This window comes from Nocardia pseudobrasiliensis NBRC 108224 (assembly GCF_001613105.1).
Taxonomy (GTDB): domain Bacteria; phylum Actinomycetota; class Actinomycetes; order Mycobacteriales; family Mycobacteriaceae; genus Nocardia; species Nocardia pseudobrasiliensis.
Map to the genome: position 1 here is coordinate 151,712 of NZ_BDBS01000031.1, position 16,010 is coordinate 167,721.

Genomic DNA, 16,010 nt, shown 5'->3' on the forward strand with positions numbered 1-16,010 from the left:
GAAGATCCCGTTAACGCCCTGTTCGGCAGGGTCGTACCCGGAAATCCGTGATGTGACACAGATCTCGTTCACAGCGGCGCACCGGCCCGCTGCGCCGCCCGGCGTTTGCTGAGCCCACTCGCCCCGACCCGCTAGGGTCGATCCCATGGCCGATGTCGATCAACTCGAAAAGCTCTCGTCGAAGGAACTGCACGACCGCGCGGTGGATCACGCGGTCCGGCACGCCGACGTGAAATTCCTGTGGGGACTCCTGGAGCAGATCCCGGCCGCCGAGGCGGCCGCGGGTGATCTGGGCGAGAGCGAGGTCGACATCAAGAACGTGCTCTCGCTGCTGCACGACTACGCGCACGCGGGCGAGGGACCGGTCGCCGAGGCGCTGCGTCCGCTCTACATCGAATACCTGGCCGAGCACACCTGATCGCGACGGTTGACTTGGAGTGCGCTCCAGATCATACCGTTGCGATATGAGCGAATCTAAGACAGAGACCGGCGACTTCACCCGGCGCAACGGTATTCGCCTGGGCTACCAGATGCCGAGCTTCAGTCACGCCGCCTCGCCGCGCGAATTGTTCGGCTCGGTGATCGCGCAGGCGCGCGCGGCCGAGGCCGCCGGATTCGACGCCGCGTTCGTGATGGATCACTTCTATCAGCTGCCGGGGCTGGGCAGGCCGACCGATCCGATGCTGGAGGCCTACACCGCCCTCGGCGCGCTGGCCACCGCGACCGAGCGAATTCAGCTGTCCACCTTGGTAACCGGTAACACCTACCGCAATCCGGCCATGCTGGCCAAGACCGTCACCACCCTCGATGTGGTCAGCGGCGGCCGGGCGGTGCTCGGAATCGGCGCGGGCTGGTTCGAGCTCGAGCACGAGGGCTACGGCTACGAATTCGGTACCTTCACCGACCGCTTCGAGCGGTTGGAGGAGGCGCTGCAGATCATCCGCCCGATGCTGCACGGCGAACATCCGACCTACGCGGGCAAGTGGTATCACACCTCGAATGCGCTGAACGAGCCGCGCATTCGCGACGATCTGCCGATCATGCTCGGCGGCGGCGGGGAGAAGAAGACCTTCGGGCTGGCCGCCCGCTTCGCCGACCACATCAACATCATCTGCGACGCCTCGGAGCTGCCACGCAAACTCGATGCGCTGCACCAGCGTTGCGATGAGGTAGGCCGCGATCCGAAGACCCTGGAGACCAGCTTCCTGGCCTTCGCGTTCCTGGACGAGAGCGGCGATCGGGCCCGCGCATTGCAGCGCGCCTATCAGGAGCGCACCGATCTGAGCCCGACCTCGACCGACCGCCAATTCGTCGGCGACGCGGATGAGGTCGCCGAGCAGATCCAACGCCGCGTCCTCGAGCACGGTGTCGACGGCGTCATCGTCAATATGGTCGGCAACGGCCACGAGCCCGGTGTGCTGGAACTGGCCGGAAAGACATTGGGGCCCTTGGTTCAGGGCTGAGCCCGCAGCCGCAGAGCGCCCGACGGACACGCGTCCACCGCGCGGATCAGATCTTCCCGCTGCCGCGCGGTGACCGCCTCCGTCCGGCGAATCACCTTGGCGTCGTCGGGATCCTGATCGAACAGCTCCGGGGCCACCAGCGCGCAGACGCCCGCGCCGATGCAGATATCGCGATTCACCGTGAGTTCCATGATCTTTCCCTCTCCTACCAGGTCACCGACAGCCGGTGCACGCCGAACACGCTCGAATCCGTACGCAACGGCACCTCGGCGGCGGGCGTAGCGAGACGCAGATTCGGGAAGCGGGACAGCAAGGCCGGGAACGCGACTCGCAGTTCGACCCGGGCCAGCTGCTGACCCAGACACTGATGGATGCCGTGGCCGAAGGACAGATGTCCGGTCGCGGTGCGGCGGATGTCCAGGGCGTCGGGATCGTCGAAGCGCAGCGGGTCGCGATTGGCGGCCTGGACCGAAAGCGCCACGGTCGCACCGGCTTCGATCACTTGGCCCGCCAGTTCCACATCCTCGAGCGCGCAGCGGGAGCCGGTGTGCGCGATGCTCAGGTAGCGCATCAGTTCCTCGACGGCGCGATCGGTCAGATCCGGATCGGCGCGCAGGGCCTCGAGTTGATCCGGATGGGTCAGCAGCGCGAACGTGCCCAGCGCCAGGACATTGGCGGTGGTGTCGAATCCCGCGCCGAGCAGCAGCGCGCCCACCCCGGCCAGTTCGGCGTCGGTCAGATCGGAGTCGGTCAGATCGCTGAGCAGATCGTCGGTGGGCGCGGCGCGTTTGTCGGCCACGAGTGCGCGAATGTAGTCGCCGATCGCGTCGAAGGCCGCGAAGGCCTGCTCGGCGTCGACATTCGAATCGTTCATCCGATCCACATGCCGGTGGAAGGTCTCGCGATCGGCGAAGGGGACGCCGAGCAGTTCGCAGATCACCCGCGCGGGGATCGGGCGGGCGAAGGTCTCCACCAGATCCACCGGACCGCCCTGACGCCGCATGGCATCGAGCCGCTCGGCGGTGATCTCCTCGATGTGCTCGGTGAGTTGGCGCATGCGACGCACGGTGAACTTGCCCGCCAGCAACTTTCGATAGCGAGTGTGGTCCGGGGCGTCCATGCTCAACATGTCACCCGGACGCGCGGGGGGCATCGGGCCGAGATCGGCCAGCGGATAGTGCATGAGTTCGGGGCGGGCGCTGAACCGCGGATCGGACAGCACCGCACGGACGACGGCGTGCCCGGTGGCCAGCCAGCCGAGATGGCCGTCGGGGAAGCGGAATCGGATCAGGGGCGATTGCTCGCGCAGCGCGCTCAATCCCGCGGGCGGGTCGAACGGGCGATCGGCGGAGCGCTCGGTGGGGATTCGGGCGAGAACGGTATCGGTCATGGCGGCAACCCTCGGATCAGTTGTTCACGATGTACCGAACGCTACGTTGCATTCGAACTTCCGACAACGACGAACGATGCCGAAAAATGGCTAACTCCAGGCAGATTACGAATCATCGATGCAACGACAATGGGACTCAATGCAACGATTTCGTGCGCGCGTTGCAATGACGATGGTACTGAACGCATACTGTCCCAACCCGCACGTCCGACCCCACGGGAGCACCGATGCCCGGAGACCGGCTGACCGCCGACGACCGTCGATTCATCGCCGAGAATCTGTCGAGCGGAATCGGTTACGCCGAGATCGCCCGCAGACTGGGCCGCCCCACCTCCACGATCAGCCGCGAGGTGGGTCGCAACGGCGGCCCCGGCCGCTATCGGCCCGAACGAGCCCAGCGCGCCGCCGCCGCACGGGCCCGCCGCGTGCGTCCGCGATCGGATCGGAAGCCCTCCGCCGCAATGACATCCGCCGAGGCGACCGCCGTCGTCGAGGAGCTGACGACACTGCTCGAGCGAACCGGCATTCCCCGCATGCCCGCCCGGGTCCTCGCCCGCATCTACCTCAGCGAGACCGGCAGCAGCACGGCCGCCGAACTCGCGGACGCGCTGCGGGTGAGCCCTGCGTCGGTGTCGGCCGCGGTCGGCCTGCTCGAGGACTACGAGCTGATCCGGCGCGAACGCGAACCCGGAACCCGCCGGGACCGTTACGTTTTCGACGACGAGGCCTGGTACCGCTCGACCATGGCCGGGGTCCATTCCACCAATCTCCTGGCCGAGGCCGCCCTGCGCGGCGCGGATCTGCTCGACGGCGCGCCCGCGGATCGGCTGCGGGCGATGGGGGCGTTCATGGCCAATATCGGCCGGGATATGGAACATTCGGTCGAACGCTGGCGCCCGCTGCTGCGAACGAGCGACGCCACACCGCCCACAGGGCCGAATTCTTGATTACTAGATATTTGCCAGATCGGTAATCAGGAATCACAACTCCGATGTTGTGGCATCGTATACGCGCGCATTCACAATACAAGTCCGTGAATGTGAAACATCAGTATTCATGCAGGTTATAGCGTCGAATCCGCTGGTGTGATCTACGTCTAATTGACCACTGGCCAACGACGCCCGACCATCGGCACATGTCGCAAATTTATCGATGCTCTGCAGTTGCTGCAGTTCTGTCGGTAGCGGTGTTCGGTCCGGCGATCCTGTCCGGTCCCGCCCTGGCCGAACCGTTGCCGAGCGGCTGTAATGCCGACTACTCGGTCCCCGATCAGATCACCCTCGAGTGCGCACCGGGCGCGGGCGCCGGAACCCACGCCTACATCCGCTGTCGCGATCTGGGCGGCCTGCAACATGTCCGAATCGGAACTCCGATCGGACCAGATGGCGGCAGTTCCCGCGCCATCTGCGCGACCGGAGAAACAGCTATACCCGCCTGACCAGAAGAAAGGCTTTTCCGATGACTGCAACAAGCAATCGTTCTAAAAAAAGAGCTCTTTCTGAAAATGTCGAACCCGCAGGTAAGGGGAGACACCGCAAGGAAATCAAGCGCAACCGTCGCGGGCTGTACGCCGCGGCGGCCTTCGCGAGTCTGAGCAGCGCGATGATGGCCGTACCGCAGGCGAACGCGCAGGCTCCGATCCATCCGGTCTCCCCGATGCAACCGATCGAGCCCAATGACCCGGTCCTGCCCGGCTTCGGCATCAATCTGCCGGGCCGGACCGCGGCGGTCGGCGCGACCGGAACACCGGTGCAGACCACCACCGCCGAGGCCGAAACCGATTCGACGCCGATCTTCACCCCGAACAACGACGGCGCGGGCAATGGCGTCGGCGTCGATGTCACCAGCCTCGCGCAGACCGCCGTGACCGCGGCACTCTCGCCGAATTCGCCCGCGCCCGTGCGCGATACGGTGCAGAGCACCCTGCAGGCGCTGTCGCGGGCCATGAACACCACCGAACCCGCCGAAACCGCGAATCCGGATGCACCCGCGCCGCTGCGCGCGCAGTCCGCGACGCCGGGACTGCCCGTCCAACCGGCCGTCGGCTCGGTGACCGGAACCCGCACCGAGGCCGCCGCCAGTCCGGTCGAGGAGCTGGCCGCGGTCGCCGCGCAGGTCGTGGGGGCCAATCTCGATCTGGGCAAGCTGGCCAGCTGGGCCGATCAGACCTTCCCGACCGGGCCGCTGCGCCAGCCCGTCGAGGATCTGCTCGCCTTCGTCAGCCAGGCCACCGAGCTCGCCGGTGGGCGTCGCCGCGAGACGGCCTCGCCGTTCGACGATCTGATCGGCCATCTGCGCGACACCTTCGGCTCCGCGCAGGGCGGTGACGACGTCACCAAGGCATTGCGCGATCTGGTGAGCTCGTTCACCGGACCCGGCGACCCGCTGCACGACATCACCGAGAATCTCCACAAGTTCACCGCCGCACCGGAACTCGCCCCGCTGGCGGCGGCGGTCCTCGGCTTCGCCGCACCGGCGCTGTCGGAGATCGCCCCGCTGCTGGGCTATGTCACGCCGGTGCTCGGCCTGCTCGAGAATCCGACCTCGGCGCTGACGCCGCTGCTGCACGGCATTCGCGGCCTACTCGGCGAGGACAGCATCATCGGCACCCGGCACGCCTCGCTGGCGCTACTGGCCCTGCCGGTCATCGCCGGAATCGCCATCGTGCCACTGCTGTTCGCCGGTGCGCTGGCCATCGGCGCGCTCGGCATAGGCGCGCTGGTCGTGATCGGTGCGGTCATCGCCGCGCCGCTGATCATCGGGGCTCTGGTGATCGGTGGCCTGGTGCTGGCCGCACTTGCCATTCCGGTGCTGATCGTGGCGGCCATCATCGCGATTCCGGTGCTGCTCGTGGTGGCGCCCATCGCCTTCGTGGCCTTCCAGGTACTGGCTCCGGTCATTCTCGCGGGCGGAATCGTGACGCTGGCCGCGGTGGTCGTGGCGGGTATCGCGGCCGCGGCGGTCACGCTGGCCCTCGGCGTGGCCACCACGCTGGCCACCCTGGCCGTCACACTCGTGGTCGGGCTGCTGCTCACGATCCTGTTCCCGCCACTGGGTCTGATCACCGCGACGCTGGCCTTCACCGTCGGCGCGCTCGGCATCCTGGTGATCGGCACGCTGCTCACGGCCGTGGCGACCTTCGGCGTACTCGGCATCTCCTTCGCCGTCGCGGCCGCGCTGACCGTGGCGCTCGGGCTGGCCTCGCTGCTCACGCCGTGGGGTCTGATCTTCCTGCCGGTGCTGGCCGTGGTCGCGCTCGCGGGCCTGATCCTGTTCGGCGCCATGGCCGTTGCGTCCGGCATCGTCATCGCCGCGATGTTCCTGGTCGGCGGGCTCGCACTGGCGATCGTCGCACCCGTCGCGGTGGGCGTGCTGCTGGTGTTGGCGCTGGCGGCCGAGGCCATCCGGCTGGCCGCGATCGTCGGCGGCTGGTTCCTCGCGGCCGCGGCGACGCTGATCGTCACGGCGGCGGGGGTGATCGCCTCGGTCGTGGGTGTGGTGGCCGGTATCGCGGCCACGCTGCTGCTGGTATTCGCGCTGCCGATCATCGGACCGCTGCTCGCGCCGGTGTTGTTCGTGGCGCTGGTCGCGGTTCCGGCCGCGCTGGGTCTGCTGTTCCTGTTCGGCGGGCTGGGCATCTTCGCGACGCTGGTCGCGGTGTGCACCAGCGCGTTCATCGTCGAGGCCGGTATGTGGGCCTTGGCCGCGGCCGCGGTGGCCGTGATCGCGATGATCACGATGCCGTACGCGATTCCGTTGCTGCTGCCGCTGATCGCCGCGTTCCTGGCCATCTCGTCGGCGGCCATCATGGCCATCGCGGCGGCCGATTTCGTCTTCACCTTCGCGCCGTTCGTGGTGCTGATCGCCGGTGCGTTCGCGGTGGCCGCCGCGGTGGTCGCGGCGGCGTTCGTCGGCGGACTCGGCATCACCGTGGTCAGCTTCGCCATGCTCACGCTGACGCTGCTGGCGCTCATCGTGATCAATCCGCCGCTGGCTTTGATCGCGCTGCCGCTACTGCTGGCGGGTCAGCTGTTCATCGTGCTGGGTGGCCTGGCCGGAATGGCGCTGGTGAGTACGCTTTTGGCCGGATTCGTGGCGGTGCTGATGCCGCTGCTTGCCGGGGGCGGCTTCATCGCGCTCGGGGCCATCGTGGCGACCTTCGTCTTCGGGTCGCTGCTGTTCCCGCCGTTCGCCCTGATCGGAATCCCGGTCGGCGCCGCGGCATTCGTGGTGGGCGCGGCCGCGCTGCTACTGGTGCTGTTCGCCGGATACGCGGTGCTCGGCACGGTGACCGCGGCGGGCTGGATCCTCACCGCGGCGCTGGGCATCATCGCGACCGTGGCCATGCTTCCGGTCGGCATCGCCGCACTGGCCATCGCGGCCGTGCTGACGATTCCGTTCCTGATCGTGGGTCCGTTCGCGCCGGTGCTGTCCACCGCGCTGTCGCCGGTCATCGCGCTGGCGATCCTGTCGCTGTTCGCGCCGTTCGCGGTCGCCGGACTGCTGGGCGCTTTCGTCGCCGTCGCGGTGCAGGCATTGGGCCTGATCGGAATTCCGATCATCGGTCTGGTGCTGGGCGTGGGCCTGTTCCTCGGGTTCAAGGCGCTGGTGGCGCTGCTGTGGCTGGTCAGCCTGCCGTTCGATTTCGCGGCCGGATTCATCGTCGTCGGGGCGGCCATCACCGCGCTGCTGGCGGCGCTGACCGTCGGCGCTCTGGTCGGTGGCGCGGTCGTGGCCGCGGTGCTGGTTCCGCTGCTGGGTGTGGCGGCGCTGGCCGGATTGGCCGTGGGTGCGATCGGTGTCGGCGCGCTGGCTCTGGGCGGGGCCGTGCTGCTGGGTCTGCTGGCCCTGCCGGTGCTGGCCATCGGTGTGCCGCTGGCCCTGATCGGCCTGCTCACGCTGGCCGCGATCGCGGCGGCCGTGGTGTTCGGCGTGCCCGCGGCCGCGATCGGGCTCGCGGTGCTCGGCGCGGGTGCGGCGCTGCTGGCCGTATTCGCGATTCCGGTGCTGGGCTTCGGAATTCCGCTGGCAATCATCGGCCTCATCGCCCTGGCGGCGCTGGCCGGACTGCTGGTGATCGGACTCCCCGTCGGTGCGGCCGGTCTGGCCGTACTCGGCGCGGGTGCGGCGCTGCTGGCGGCCCTGGCCGTCCCGGCGCTGTTGATCGGCGTGCCCTTGGCCGTTGCGGGTCTCCTCGCGTTGGGTGCATTCCTGGTCGGTGCCCCCCTCGCGTTGCTCGGCCTGGGCGCCGCCGTCGTGATCGGTGGACCGATTCTCCTGGCGCTGGGAGCAATCGCCGCCACCGTGATCGGCGGGCCCATCGCTGCCGCGTTGGGCGCTTTGGCCACGGCGGTCGTCGGCATTCCGATTGCGCTGGCGCTCGGCGCAATCGGCGCGGTGGTCGTGGGCGGTGCGATCGCCCTCGCCCTCGCGGCCGCGACCGCCGTGGTCGTCGGCGGTGCGATCGCCTTGGCGGCCAGCGCAATCGGCGCGGTAGTGGTGGCGGGCGCGATCGCGGTGGCCCTCGCGGCCGTGGCGGCCCTGCTAGTCGGTGGCGTGATCGCCGCGGTGGTCGGGGTGGCCGGTGCGGTGGCAGTGGCCGGTGCGATCGCCACAGCCCTCGCGGCCGTGACCGCCCTGTTCGTCGGCGGCGCGATCGCCGCGGCAGTGACGGCCGGTGCGATCGCCACGGCGATCGCCGCCGTGGCGGCACTGGTGGTCGGCATTCCGATTGCCCTGGCGGTCGGCGCGGTCGGCGCGCTCGCACTGGGCGCGCTGGCCCTGGCGGCCATTGGGATCCCGATCGTGTTGGCGCTCGGGGCTATTGCCGCGGTTGTCACGCTCGGCGCAGTTGCCGCGGCGGTCATCGGCATTCCGGTCGCGCTGGCGGTTGGGGCGGTCGGTGGCTTTGCGCTGGCCACTCTGGCGGCGCTGGTCATCGGTGGTCCGATCGTGGCGGTGCTCGGCACGATCGCGGCGCTGGCGGTGGCCGGACTGGTCGCGCTCGGGTTGGGTGCGCTGATCACGGCGGTCGTCGCGACGCCGGTGATCTTCGCGTTGGGCGCGCTCGCGGTCGGCGGGCCGGTGGCCGCGCTGGCGCTGGCGATCTCGACGCTGCTCGGGGTGCCCGCGTTGGCGATCATTGTGGCCGCGTTGGTCATCGGCGGTCTGATCGCCGCGTTCCTGCTCAGCCCGGAGTTCCGGTCGTATGTGATCTCCGCGCTGCGGGCCCAGTTCAGCGGACCGTCGGGCAACGGCGGTGCGGCTCCCGACGGATCGCAGTTGCTGGACAACCTGATTCCGGACAATGCCCCGCTCGACCAGTTCATCGCCGCGCTGGTGGCGCGACTGGCACCGGCGCAACAGCAACAGCAGCACCAGTCCGAAGCTCCGTGCACCTGTGCGGATCTGCCGCTGGTCGCCCACGACGCGGCCGACGGTTCGACCCATGATTCGAATGCCCGTCAATTGGTGGAGGTGTCGCTGTGAACGGACTGATCGACGGATCCGGCAGCAGTCCTTCGATCGTCGACCCCCGCGCGGGTCTGCTGGACCTGCGCAGTGCGCCCATCAGCTTCGGCTACTACGCCGAAAACGCCTCGGACGCACAGACGATCACCGAATTCCACAACCGCGGCCGACACCGCCGCATCGGCTGGTGGAACCAGCACCGACGCCTACGCGCCATGGTGGGCCTCGGCCTGGCGGCCAATATCGGTTTCCTCCCGGCCGTACAGGACGCGCTACTGACAGCGCTGCAACACCTTTGAGATGAAAGAAATGGGGCCCGGCATCCGCCGGGCTCCATTTCTTGTGTGTGCGAAGCCGATACCGATCGATACGGCGGCCGCACCGACACCCGCGAGGCGGCGGGACCCACGCTGCAGGCCGCGGCGGAATATGCGGATGCGGCCCGATCCGTGAGTCGTACCGACATCGCGAGGAGACGCCCATACGAAAGGAGCCCGGCGGTTGCCGGGCTCCAATTCCGTTTCCTACCTTGCAGATCTACCGCACGGCGGTGCGATCGACCGCGGCGCGCAAACCGTCCGGGGTGATGTTCTCCACCACCTGCTCACCGGCGTGCACCGTGGGCGTATGGGTGAGACCGGCCGCGATGGTCCGCTTGGTGTGGACCGTGACGAATTCGCGGTAGCGGCCGGAGTGGATGCAGGAGCCCACCTCCGGGGATGTGGCGCCGGATCGGTTGGCGATATCGACCAGCTGATCGTCGGTCAGGGCGGCGTCCTTGGCGGGCTGGCGCTGGAACATCAGGCCGTACCAGGCGGGCCAGACGGCCTTGTCCGAAGCCGCCACGCAGGCCGCGGCATTCGCGGCGCGGGCGGAATAGTCGTCCTTGCCGCCGACGATCGCGACCGGATCATATTCGACCGCGACCTGCTTGCCCTTGATGTAATCCGCGAGCGCGGGATCGCTGGTCTCAGCGAAGGTTCGACACGACGCGCAGGCGAAATCCGTGGTCACGGTCAGGACGGTCGCGACGGCCGGATCACCGAAGCGCAGCGTGCCGCGGTCGGTGTAGACCGACGGCGGGGCCTCGGCAGCCGCCCGGGCCTGTGCGGCGTGGTCCCGGTCGCGCTTGGTATCGGTGACGAAGACGCCGACCGCGGCGACCAGCACGATCAGCGCGATCGCGGTGAGTGCCACACCCAGGGTCAGGCCGCGAGCGGAATAGGTCGCACGGGCGACATATCTTCCGCTGCGCCGCGATTTCACCGCGTTTGCCTTCATGACGCTCACCCCACATTCACAGTCGGTCTCAGCCGCCTTCTGGCGCAATGCTAACGATTTGCTGACGCGTTCCGTCGGTTGTACGAAATATTCAGCGAGATTGCCCGGTAGAGGAGCTGTTCCTATCGTAGTCGGACATAGGAAACAAACAATCTCAACATTGTGAAACACTATTGTTTAAGCGTTTCCACCTGGCAGTACTATCACTGTGATCTACGTCCGATTGACGATTTGACCAATACGGCTCGACCATCGAGCTCATGACCCGTAAAGCAATTTGCTCAATGATTGCTGGCTTGGTGGCGACCAGCACCGCGAGCGTCGGCCTGATCGCACCGGCCGCGTCCGCAGAGCCGCCACCGGCTGGCTGTACCGCTGATAACTCTGTACCGAACCAGGTCACTGTGAGTTGCGAACCGGGTGCCGGCGCCGGCACTCACGCCTTCATTCGCTGTCGCGATCTCGGTGGTGTACCGCATACCCGCATCGGCGAGCCTATCGGTCCGGAGGGCGGCAGCTCCCGGGCGGTATGCGCCGTCGACGAAACAGGTCCGGCCTGACCCTGGCCCGCCGCACCCCGAGTGTGTTTCGTGGTTACAAATTGGAAAGGTTCACTCATGTCGACCAGGCAGCAGCTTTTCTCGAACCCGCGTTTCACCGACAACCAGGTAGCTAGGCACCGTAAGAACATCAAGCGCAATCGACGCGGCCTGTACGCCGCGGCGGCCTTCGCCTCATTGAGCACGGTCATGATGACCGGCGGCCGAGCGAGCGCCGACATCCCGGGACTGCCCATCCCGATCCCGACCGATCCGGTCGGCGACGCCATCAACGGCGCCCAGAACCAGATGCCCCAGATCGGCGCCGCGATCGACTCCGTCGCACCCGGAGTCGACGTCCAGGGCATGGCCCAGGGCGCGATCGATGCCGCGGTCCCCGATCAGACCAGTCCGGTCCGCAATACCCTGGAGTCCCTGGCGGATTCGCTGCGTCCCGCGCCCGACGGGTGGCAGGGCGGCGGGCTGCCGATCCAGCAGGTCTCCGCGCCGATCGGCGGGGCGGCCGCGCGCAGCGCGAATCCGGTCGGCGATCTGGCCGCCGTGGCGGCACAGATCGGCAATTCCCGCATGGACCTGGGTGGCCTGGCCCACTGGGCCGACCAGGCCTTCCCCAGCGGTCCGCTGCGCGGTCCCGTCGACGATCTGCTCGAATTCGTCGGCGCGGCAACCGAACAGGCGGGCACCCGCCGTCGTGACCAGCCCTCCCCGATCGACGATCTGATCGAACAGGCCCGCGTGGCCTTCGGATTCCCGAAGGACGGCAACGGCATTCCCGGCGCGCTGCGCGATCTGGTCCGCGATCTGGCCAGCCCGACGGCCGCCCCCGCCGACCGGCTGCAACTGCTCGGCGATGACGCACGCCGCTTCGCCGCCCTCACCGCGCCCGGACTCGCCCCCGTGGCCGCCGCCGTGATCGGCTATGCGGCACCGGCCTTTTCGGCCTTCGCACCGCTGCTCGGCTTCGTCACCCCGGTGCTGGGTCTGCTCGAGCCCACCGGCGGCGGACTGGCCGGACTACTGCACGGCATTCGCGGCCTGCTGTCCGGCAACAGCCTGATCGGCACCCGCGACGTATTTCTGCTCATCGGCGGGTTCGGCTTCGTCGGTGTCGGAATCGGTATCGTGCCACTGCTTTTCGCGGGCGCGCTGGCGATCGGCGCGATCGGATTACTCGCGCTGCCGGTGCTGATCATCGGAGCGATCATCGCCGCGCCCTTCATCCTCGGCGCGCTGGTGCTGGGCGGTCTGGTACTGGCCGCGCTGGCCCTGCCCGCATTGATCATCGGCGGCATCGTGCTGGGCGTGATCGGCCTGCCGCTGCTGCTCGGCGGACTGGCGCTGTTGGCGCTGGCCCTGTGCCCGCTGTGCTGGGCACTGCTCGCCGGGGGTCCGGTGGTCCTGGCGCTGCTCGCGCTGTGCCCGCTGGCTTGGCCGCTGGTAGCCGTCGGCGCGGCGGCGCTGGGCGCGCTGTTCGTGGTGAAGCTGATCGAGGGCGCGCTCGCCCTGGGCGCCATCGCTGTGGGCGCGGTGTTGCTCACACCGATTGTGTTGGCAGCGTTGGTCATCGGCGGCCTGGTGCTCGCCGCGCTCGCGCTGCCGCTGCTGATCATCGGCGGCCTGATCCTGGGCGCGCTCGTGCTGGGTGCACTCGTGGTGGGCGCGCTGGTCATCGGCGCACTCGTGGTGGGAGCGCTGGCGCTGGGGGCTCTGGCCCTCGTGGCGTTGCCGCTGCTGGTGCTGGGCGGTCTGGCCCTAGTGGTGCTGGCCTTGCCGCTGCTGGCGCTCGGCGCGCTGGCCCTGATCGGGGTGGGTCTGCCACTGATGGCTCTCGGCGCGGCGATTCTGGTGGCCTTCCTGCTGTGCCCGCTGACCTGGATCGCGGCCGCGCTCGCGGTGCCGGTGCTCGTCATCGGCGCGCTATTGCTGCTGTGCCCGCTCACCTGGCCGCTGTTCGCGATCGGCGCGGTGATCGTCGGCGCGGTGGTGCTGTTCAAGCTGGCCGTGATCGGCGCGGGTCTCGGTGCGCTGGTACTGGGCGGCCTGCTGGTCGCTGCCGGGATCGCGGGGCTGATTCTGCTTGCGCTGCCGGTACTTTCGGTGCTCGCGGGCCTGGCGCTGATCGGGATCGGCGGCGCGATCGCGCTTGCCGGACTGGCCTGGATCCTGCTGTGCCCGCTGAACTGGTTCCTCGCGGGTGCGGTCGCGCTCGGGTTGTTCCTGGCCCTGTGCCCGCTCACCTGGCCGCTGCTGGCGGTCGGCGCGGTGCTGCTGGCACCGCTGTTCGCCCTCGCCGCGGTGCTGGACCTCGGCAAGCTGCTGCTGGTCGGCCTGGGCCTGGGCATCCTCGCCCTCGGCGTGGCACTGGTCGCGGCCCCGTTCGTGATCGCGGCGCTGGCGCTCGCCGCGATCATCGGCGTCCCGCTGCTGCTGGGCGCGCTCGCCCTGGCCGCGCTGGTGGGCATCCCACTGCTGCTGGGCGCGTTGGCCATCGCCGCGATCATCGGCATTCCGCTGCTGCTGGGCGGCCTCGCGCTGGCCGCGCTCATCGGCATCCCGCTGCTGCTGGGCGCGTTGGCGATCGGCGCGAAGCTGGCCTTCGACGCACTCGTCATCGGCGGTCTGATCATCGCCGCGCTGGCCCTCGCGATCCCGGTCGCGTTCGGTCTGGGCGCACTGCTGTCGGCGCTGGTGGTCGGACCGCTCGCCTTCCTGGCGGGCGTGCTGACCACCGCCCTCATCGGCGGACCGATCCTGGCCGCGCTGACCATCGCGGGCACCACCGCGGTCGTCGCGCCGCTCGGCTTCCTGGCGGGTCTGGCCACCGGTCTCGGATTGGCGGGCCTGATCGCGGCCGTCGCCGGGGCGATCGGGTTCGAGGAGGCGCTGCGGCAGAGCCGTCAGTTCCGGTCGTATCTGATCTCGATCGCGCGCGCGGTCTTCGACTTCTTCGGCCCGCGGGCGGGTGAGGGCAGCGGCGTGGCGCCGAGCGGCTCGCAGTTCCTCGACGATCTGCCCGCCGACGACGCCGACCTGGACACGGTCATCGCCTCGCTCACGAAACTGCTTGCGCCCCAGCCGAAGTCGTCCGTCGCACCGGCGGCGCCCGCCGCCCACGCCGAGGTCCCGTTCATCGGCACCGCGGCGGCCGACGGCTCGATCCACGGCACGAACACCCGCCGGGTGCTCGAACTCGCGTTGGTCGGCGCCGACGGCGCCGAGGAGAGGAGGAATACATGGTGACGATCGGCGCTCCGGCCACCGGGCGGGATGTCGTCGACCCCGTCGCCGGACTACTCGATCCCGCTACCGCCCCCGTCAGCTACGGCTACTACGCCGAGAACGCCGACGACGCCGCATCGATCGAACGGCATCGCCGAGTCGACCCCGACAAGACGATCGGCTGGTGGAACCGGCACCGACCCCTGCAGTGGGCCATCGGTGCGACGTTGGCCCTGAATCTCGGCCTGATGCCGAGCATCCAGGACGCCCTGCTCACGATCCTGCAACACCTGTAATGCCTCGCAATCCCTTTCGAGTCACACAAGGAGCCGACATGGATACCTCGAACGACCTCAACAACGCGGGCACCGACCAGACGGCCGAGACCTTCCACCTCGAATACCTCTACGGGCCGCAGTGGCGCTCGGTGATGATGCTGATCGAGCGCGCGGCGCAGCTGACCGCCGAGGAGCGCGAACGGCTCAATGCCGCGGCCGCCAAGAAGATGGAGGCCGGTCTGGGGGCCTTCGCGGGCGCCTCGGGCGAGAACGGTCTGGCCGGACTGCTGTCCAGCCTGGGCGGCGGCGCCAACGCCAATCCGCAGCCCATGCAGATCGCGGCCGAGACGGCCAAGGAATTCGGCCGCTCCCGCAACCTGCAGACCGCGGGACTCGTTGTGGGCCAGGCGGTTTCACCCGGCGCCGGGGCGGGCGACCTGACCGCCGTGCTGCAGTCGCTGGGTTCTATCGGCACCCTCACCGCGGTCAGCCAAGCCGTCACCGCCACGGTGCTGCAGGATCTGGTCGGCCGCGGCCGGTTCGACGAGAGCGTGTACTACGAACTGATGGATCCCTGGCGCAGCGTGCTCGGCTGAATCGAAGGAGTGTCGAATCATGGCCCGTAACACCGTGATTCGAGCACGCCGGGCGGCGGCGCTCGCGGTACTCACCACCGCGAGCGTCGCCGCACTCGCCGGCTGCTCGAGCCAGCATCAGGCCGCGCCCGCCGCGGCGCCCGATCCGGATACCGCCGACTGCCGCTCCGGCGCGCAGGTGATCGGCAACCTGCAGAACACCTTTCAGCAGCTGTCGGATCAGCTCGGCGGCATCGGCCCGGCCTCGGAACGCGGCGATATCGGCGATCTGCGCAATCGGGTCGGCACCGGCGCGGCCCTCGCCGCGCACATCAAATCGAGTCTGGACGCCGCCACCGCCCCGATGAGCTCGGCGGCGACCAAACGCGCCTACTCCGGCGTCGCGGACGCGGGCGACCGCCTGCACGGCGCACTGCAGCGCCTCGACCAGGCCGTGCAGGGCGCGGCGCCGGGCGAGGGTGCGGTCAACGCCGTTCAGCAGTCGCTCAACGATCTGAACAACGCGGTGACGACCATGCGACTGTCGTGCTCGACGGTCTACGCCGAGTCGACGGTCAGCCCGGCCGCACAGCGCGACGCCAAGGGCTGACGCTCAGCCCAGCAGACGCCAGTCCTCCAGGCCCTCATACAGCGGGAAGTCCTGGGCCAGCTTGCTGACCCGGGCCTTCAGCGCGCTCAGGTCGGCGTCACCCTTCAACGCCGTCGCGATGATATCGGCGACCTCGGTGAACTCACCATCACCGAACCCCCGC

13 protein-coding genes and 1 pseudogene are annotated in these 16,010 nt (G+C 68.9%); 10 read left to right on the top strand and 4 right to left on the bottom strand.

The features are described 5' to 3' along the window. The first annotated feature begins 145 nt into the window (after positions 1 to 145). Together NP4_RS24290 and NP4_RS24295 are read left to right on the top strand one after the other, a co-directional pair. The gene (locus NP4_RS24290) at positions 146 to 418 is read left to right on the top strand and encodes a hypothetical protein (protein ID WP_068002072.1); all 273 of its coding nucleotides are present in this window, start codon (positions 146 to 148) and stop codon (positions 416 to 418) included. A 46-nt stretch (positions 419 to 464) separates the two neighbouring features. Beyond that, complete coding sequence (locus tag NP4_RS24295; RefSeq protein WP_068002073.1) at positions 465 to 1,463, top strand: LLM class F420-dependent oxidoreductase; 999 nt, start codon at positions 465 to 467, stop codon at positions 1,461 to 1,463. Here NP4_RS24295 and NP4_RS24300 read toward each other — a convergent pair. Both NP4_RS24300 and NP4_RS24305 read right to left on the bottom strand, forming a co-directional pair. Beyond that, the gene (locus NP4_RS24300; protein WP_068002074.1) at positions 1,454 to 1,654 is read right to left on the bottom strand and encodes a ferredoxin; all 201 of its coding nucleotides are present in this window, start codon (positions 1,652 to 1,654) and stop codon (positions 1,454 to 1,456) included. The genes NP4_RS24295 and NP4_RS24300 overlap by 10 nt on opposite strands. Positions 1,655 to 1,668: 14 nt before the next feature. Then, positions 1,669 to 2,853 (bottom strand): cytochrome P450, encoded by a 1,185-nt coding sequence (locus NP4_RS24305; protein ID WP_068002076.1) that lies wholly within the window; start codon positions 2,851 to 2,853, stop codon positions 1,669 to 1,671. A gap of 227 nt (positions 2,854 to 3,080) precedes the next feature. On the opposite strand from NP4_RS24305, the gene NP4_RS43430 reads away from it, so the two are divergent. The 4 genes from NP4_RS43430 to NP4_RS24325 all read left to right on the top strand — a co-directional run bounded on the left by NP4_RS43430 (position 3,081) and on the right by NP4_RS24325 (position 9,623). Further along, positions 3,081 to 3,800: a GbsR/MarR family transcriptional regulator gene (locus NP4_RS43430; protein WP_068002078.1), complete on the top strand. Its 720-nt coding sequence runs from the start codon at positions 3,081 to 3,083 to the stop codon at positions 3,798 to 3,800. Between the two features lie 239 nt (positions 3,801 to 4,039). Beyond that, complete coding sequence (locus NP4_RS24315) at positions 4,040 to 4,291, top strand: hypothetical protein (RefSeq protein WP_068002081.1); 252 nt, start codon at positions 4,040 to 4,042, stop codon at positions 4,289 to 4,291. 167 nt (positions 4,292 to 4,458) lie between these two features. Beyond that, positions 4,459 to 9,342, top strand: a complete 4,884-nt coding sequence (locus tag NP4_RS24320; RefSeq protein ID WP_147288132.1) for a hypothetical protein — start codon at positions 4,459 to 4,461, stop codon at positions 9,340 to 9,342. Beyond that, positions 9,339 to 9,623: a hypothetical protein gene (locus NP4_RS24325; protein ID WP_068002087.1), complete on the top strand. Its 285-nt coding sequence runs from the start codon at positions 9,339 to 9,341 to the stop codon at positions 9,621 to 9,623. The genes NP4_RS24320 and NP4_RS24325 overlap by 4 nt, the downstream gene beginning before the upstream one ends. Positions 9,624 to 9,861: 238 nt before the next feature. Here the strand turns inward: NP4_RS24325 and NP4_RS24330 are convergent, their stop codons facing one another. After that, positions 9,862 to 10,605: a DsbA family protein gene (locus NP4_RS24330; RefSeq protein WP_068002089.1), complete on the bottom strand. Its 744-nt coding sequence runs from the start codon at positions 10,603 to 10,605 to the stop codon at positions 9,862 to 9,864. A gap of 617 nt (positions 10,606 to 11,222) precedes the next feature. Here NP4_RS24330 and NP4_RS24335 point away from each other — a divergent pair. From NP4_RS24335 to NP4_RS24350, 4 genes are read left to right on the top strand one after another with little or no spacing between them, the layout of a single operon-like run. Further along, positions 11,223 to 14,405: a hypothetical protein gene (locus NP4_RS24335; RefSeq protein ID WP_068002091.1), complete on the top strand. Its 3,183-nt coding sequence runs from the start codon at positions 11,223 to 11,225 to the stop codon at positions 14,403 to 14,405. Continuing rightward, the gene (locus NP4_RS24340) at positions 14,399 to 14,680 is read left to right on the top strand and encodes a hypothetical protein (protein ID WP_068002095.1); all 282 of its coding nucleotides are present in this window, start codon (positions 14,399 to 14,401) and stop codon (positions 14,678 to 14,680) included. Before NP4_RS24335 ends, NP4_RS24340 begins: the two co-directional genes overlap by 7 nt. A 38-nt stretch (positions 14,681 to 14,718) precedes the next feature. Next, positions 14,719 to 15,258, top strand: a complete 540-nt coding sequence (locus tag NP4_RS24345) for a hypothetical protein (RefSeq protein WP_068002097.1) — start codon at positions 14,719 to 14,721, stop codon at positions 15,256 to 15,258. Between the two features lie 19 nt (positions 15,259 to 15,277). After that, positions 15,278 to 15,847, top strand: a complete 570-nt coding sequence (locus NP4_RS24350) for a hypothetical protein (RefSeq protein WP_068002099.1) — start codon at positions 15,278 to 15,280, stop codon at positions 15,845 to 15,847. A gap of 3 nt (positions 15,848 to 15,850) precedes the next feature. Here the strand turns inward: NP4_RS24350 and NP4_RS42770 are convergent. Further along, positions 15,851 to 16,010: pseudogene (locus tag NP4_RS42770) on the bottom strand (serine hydroxymethyltransferase); the annotation flags it as partial.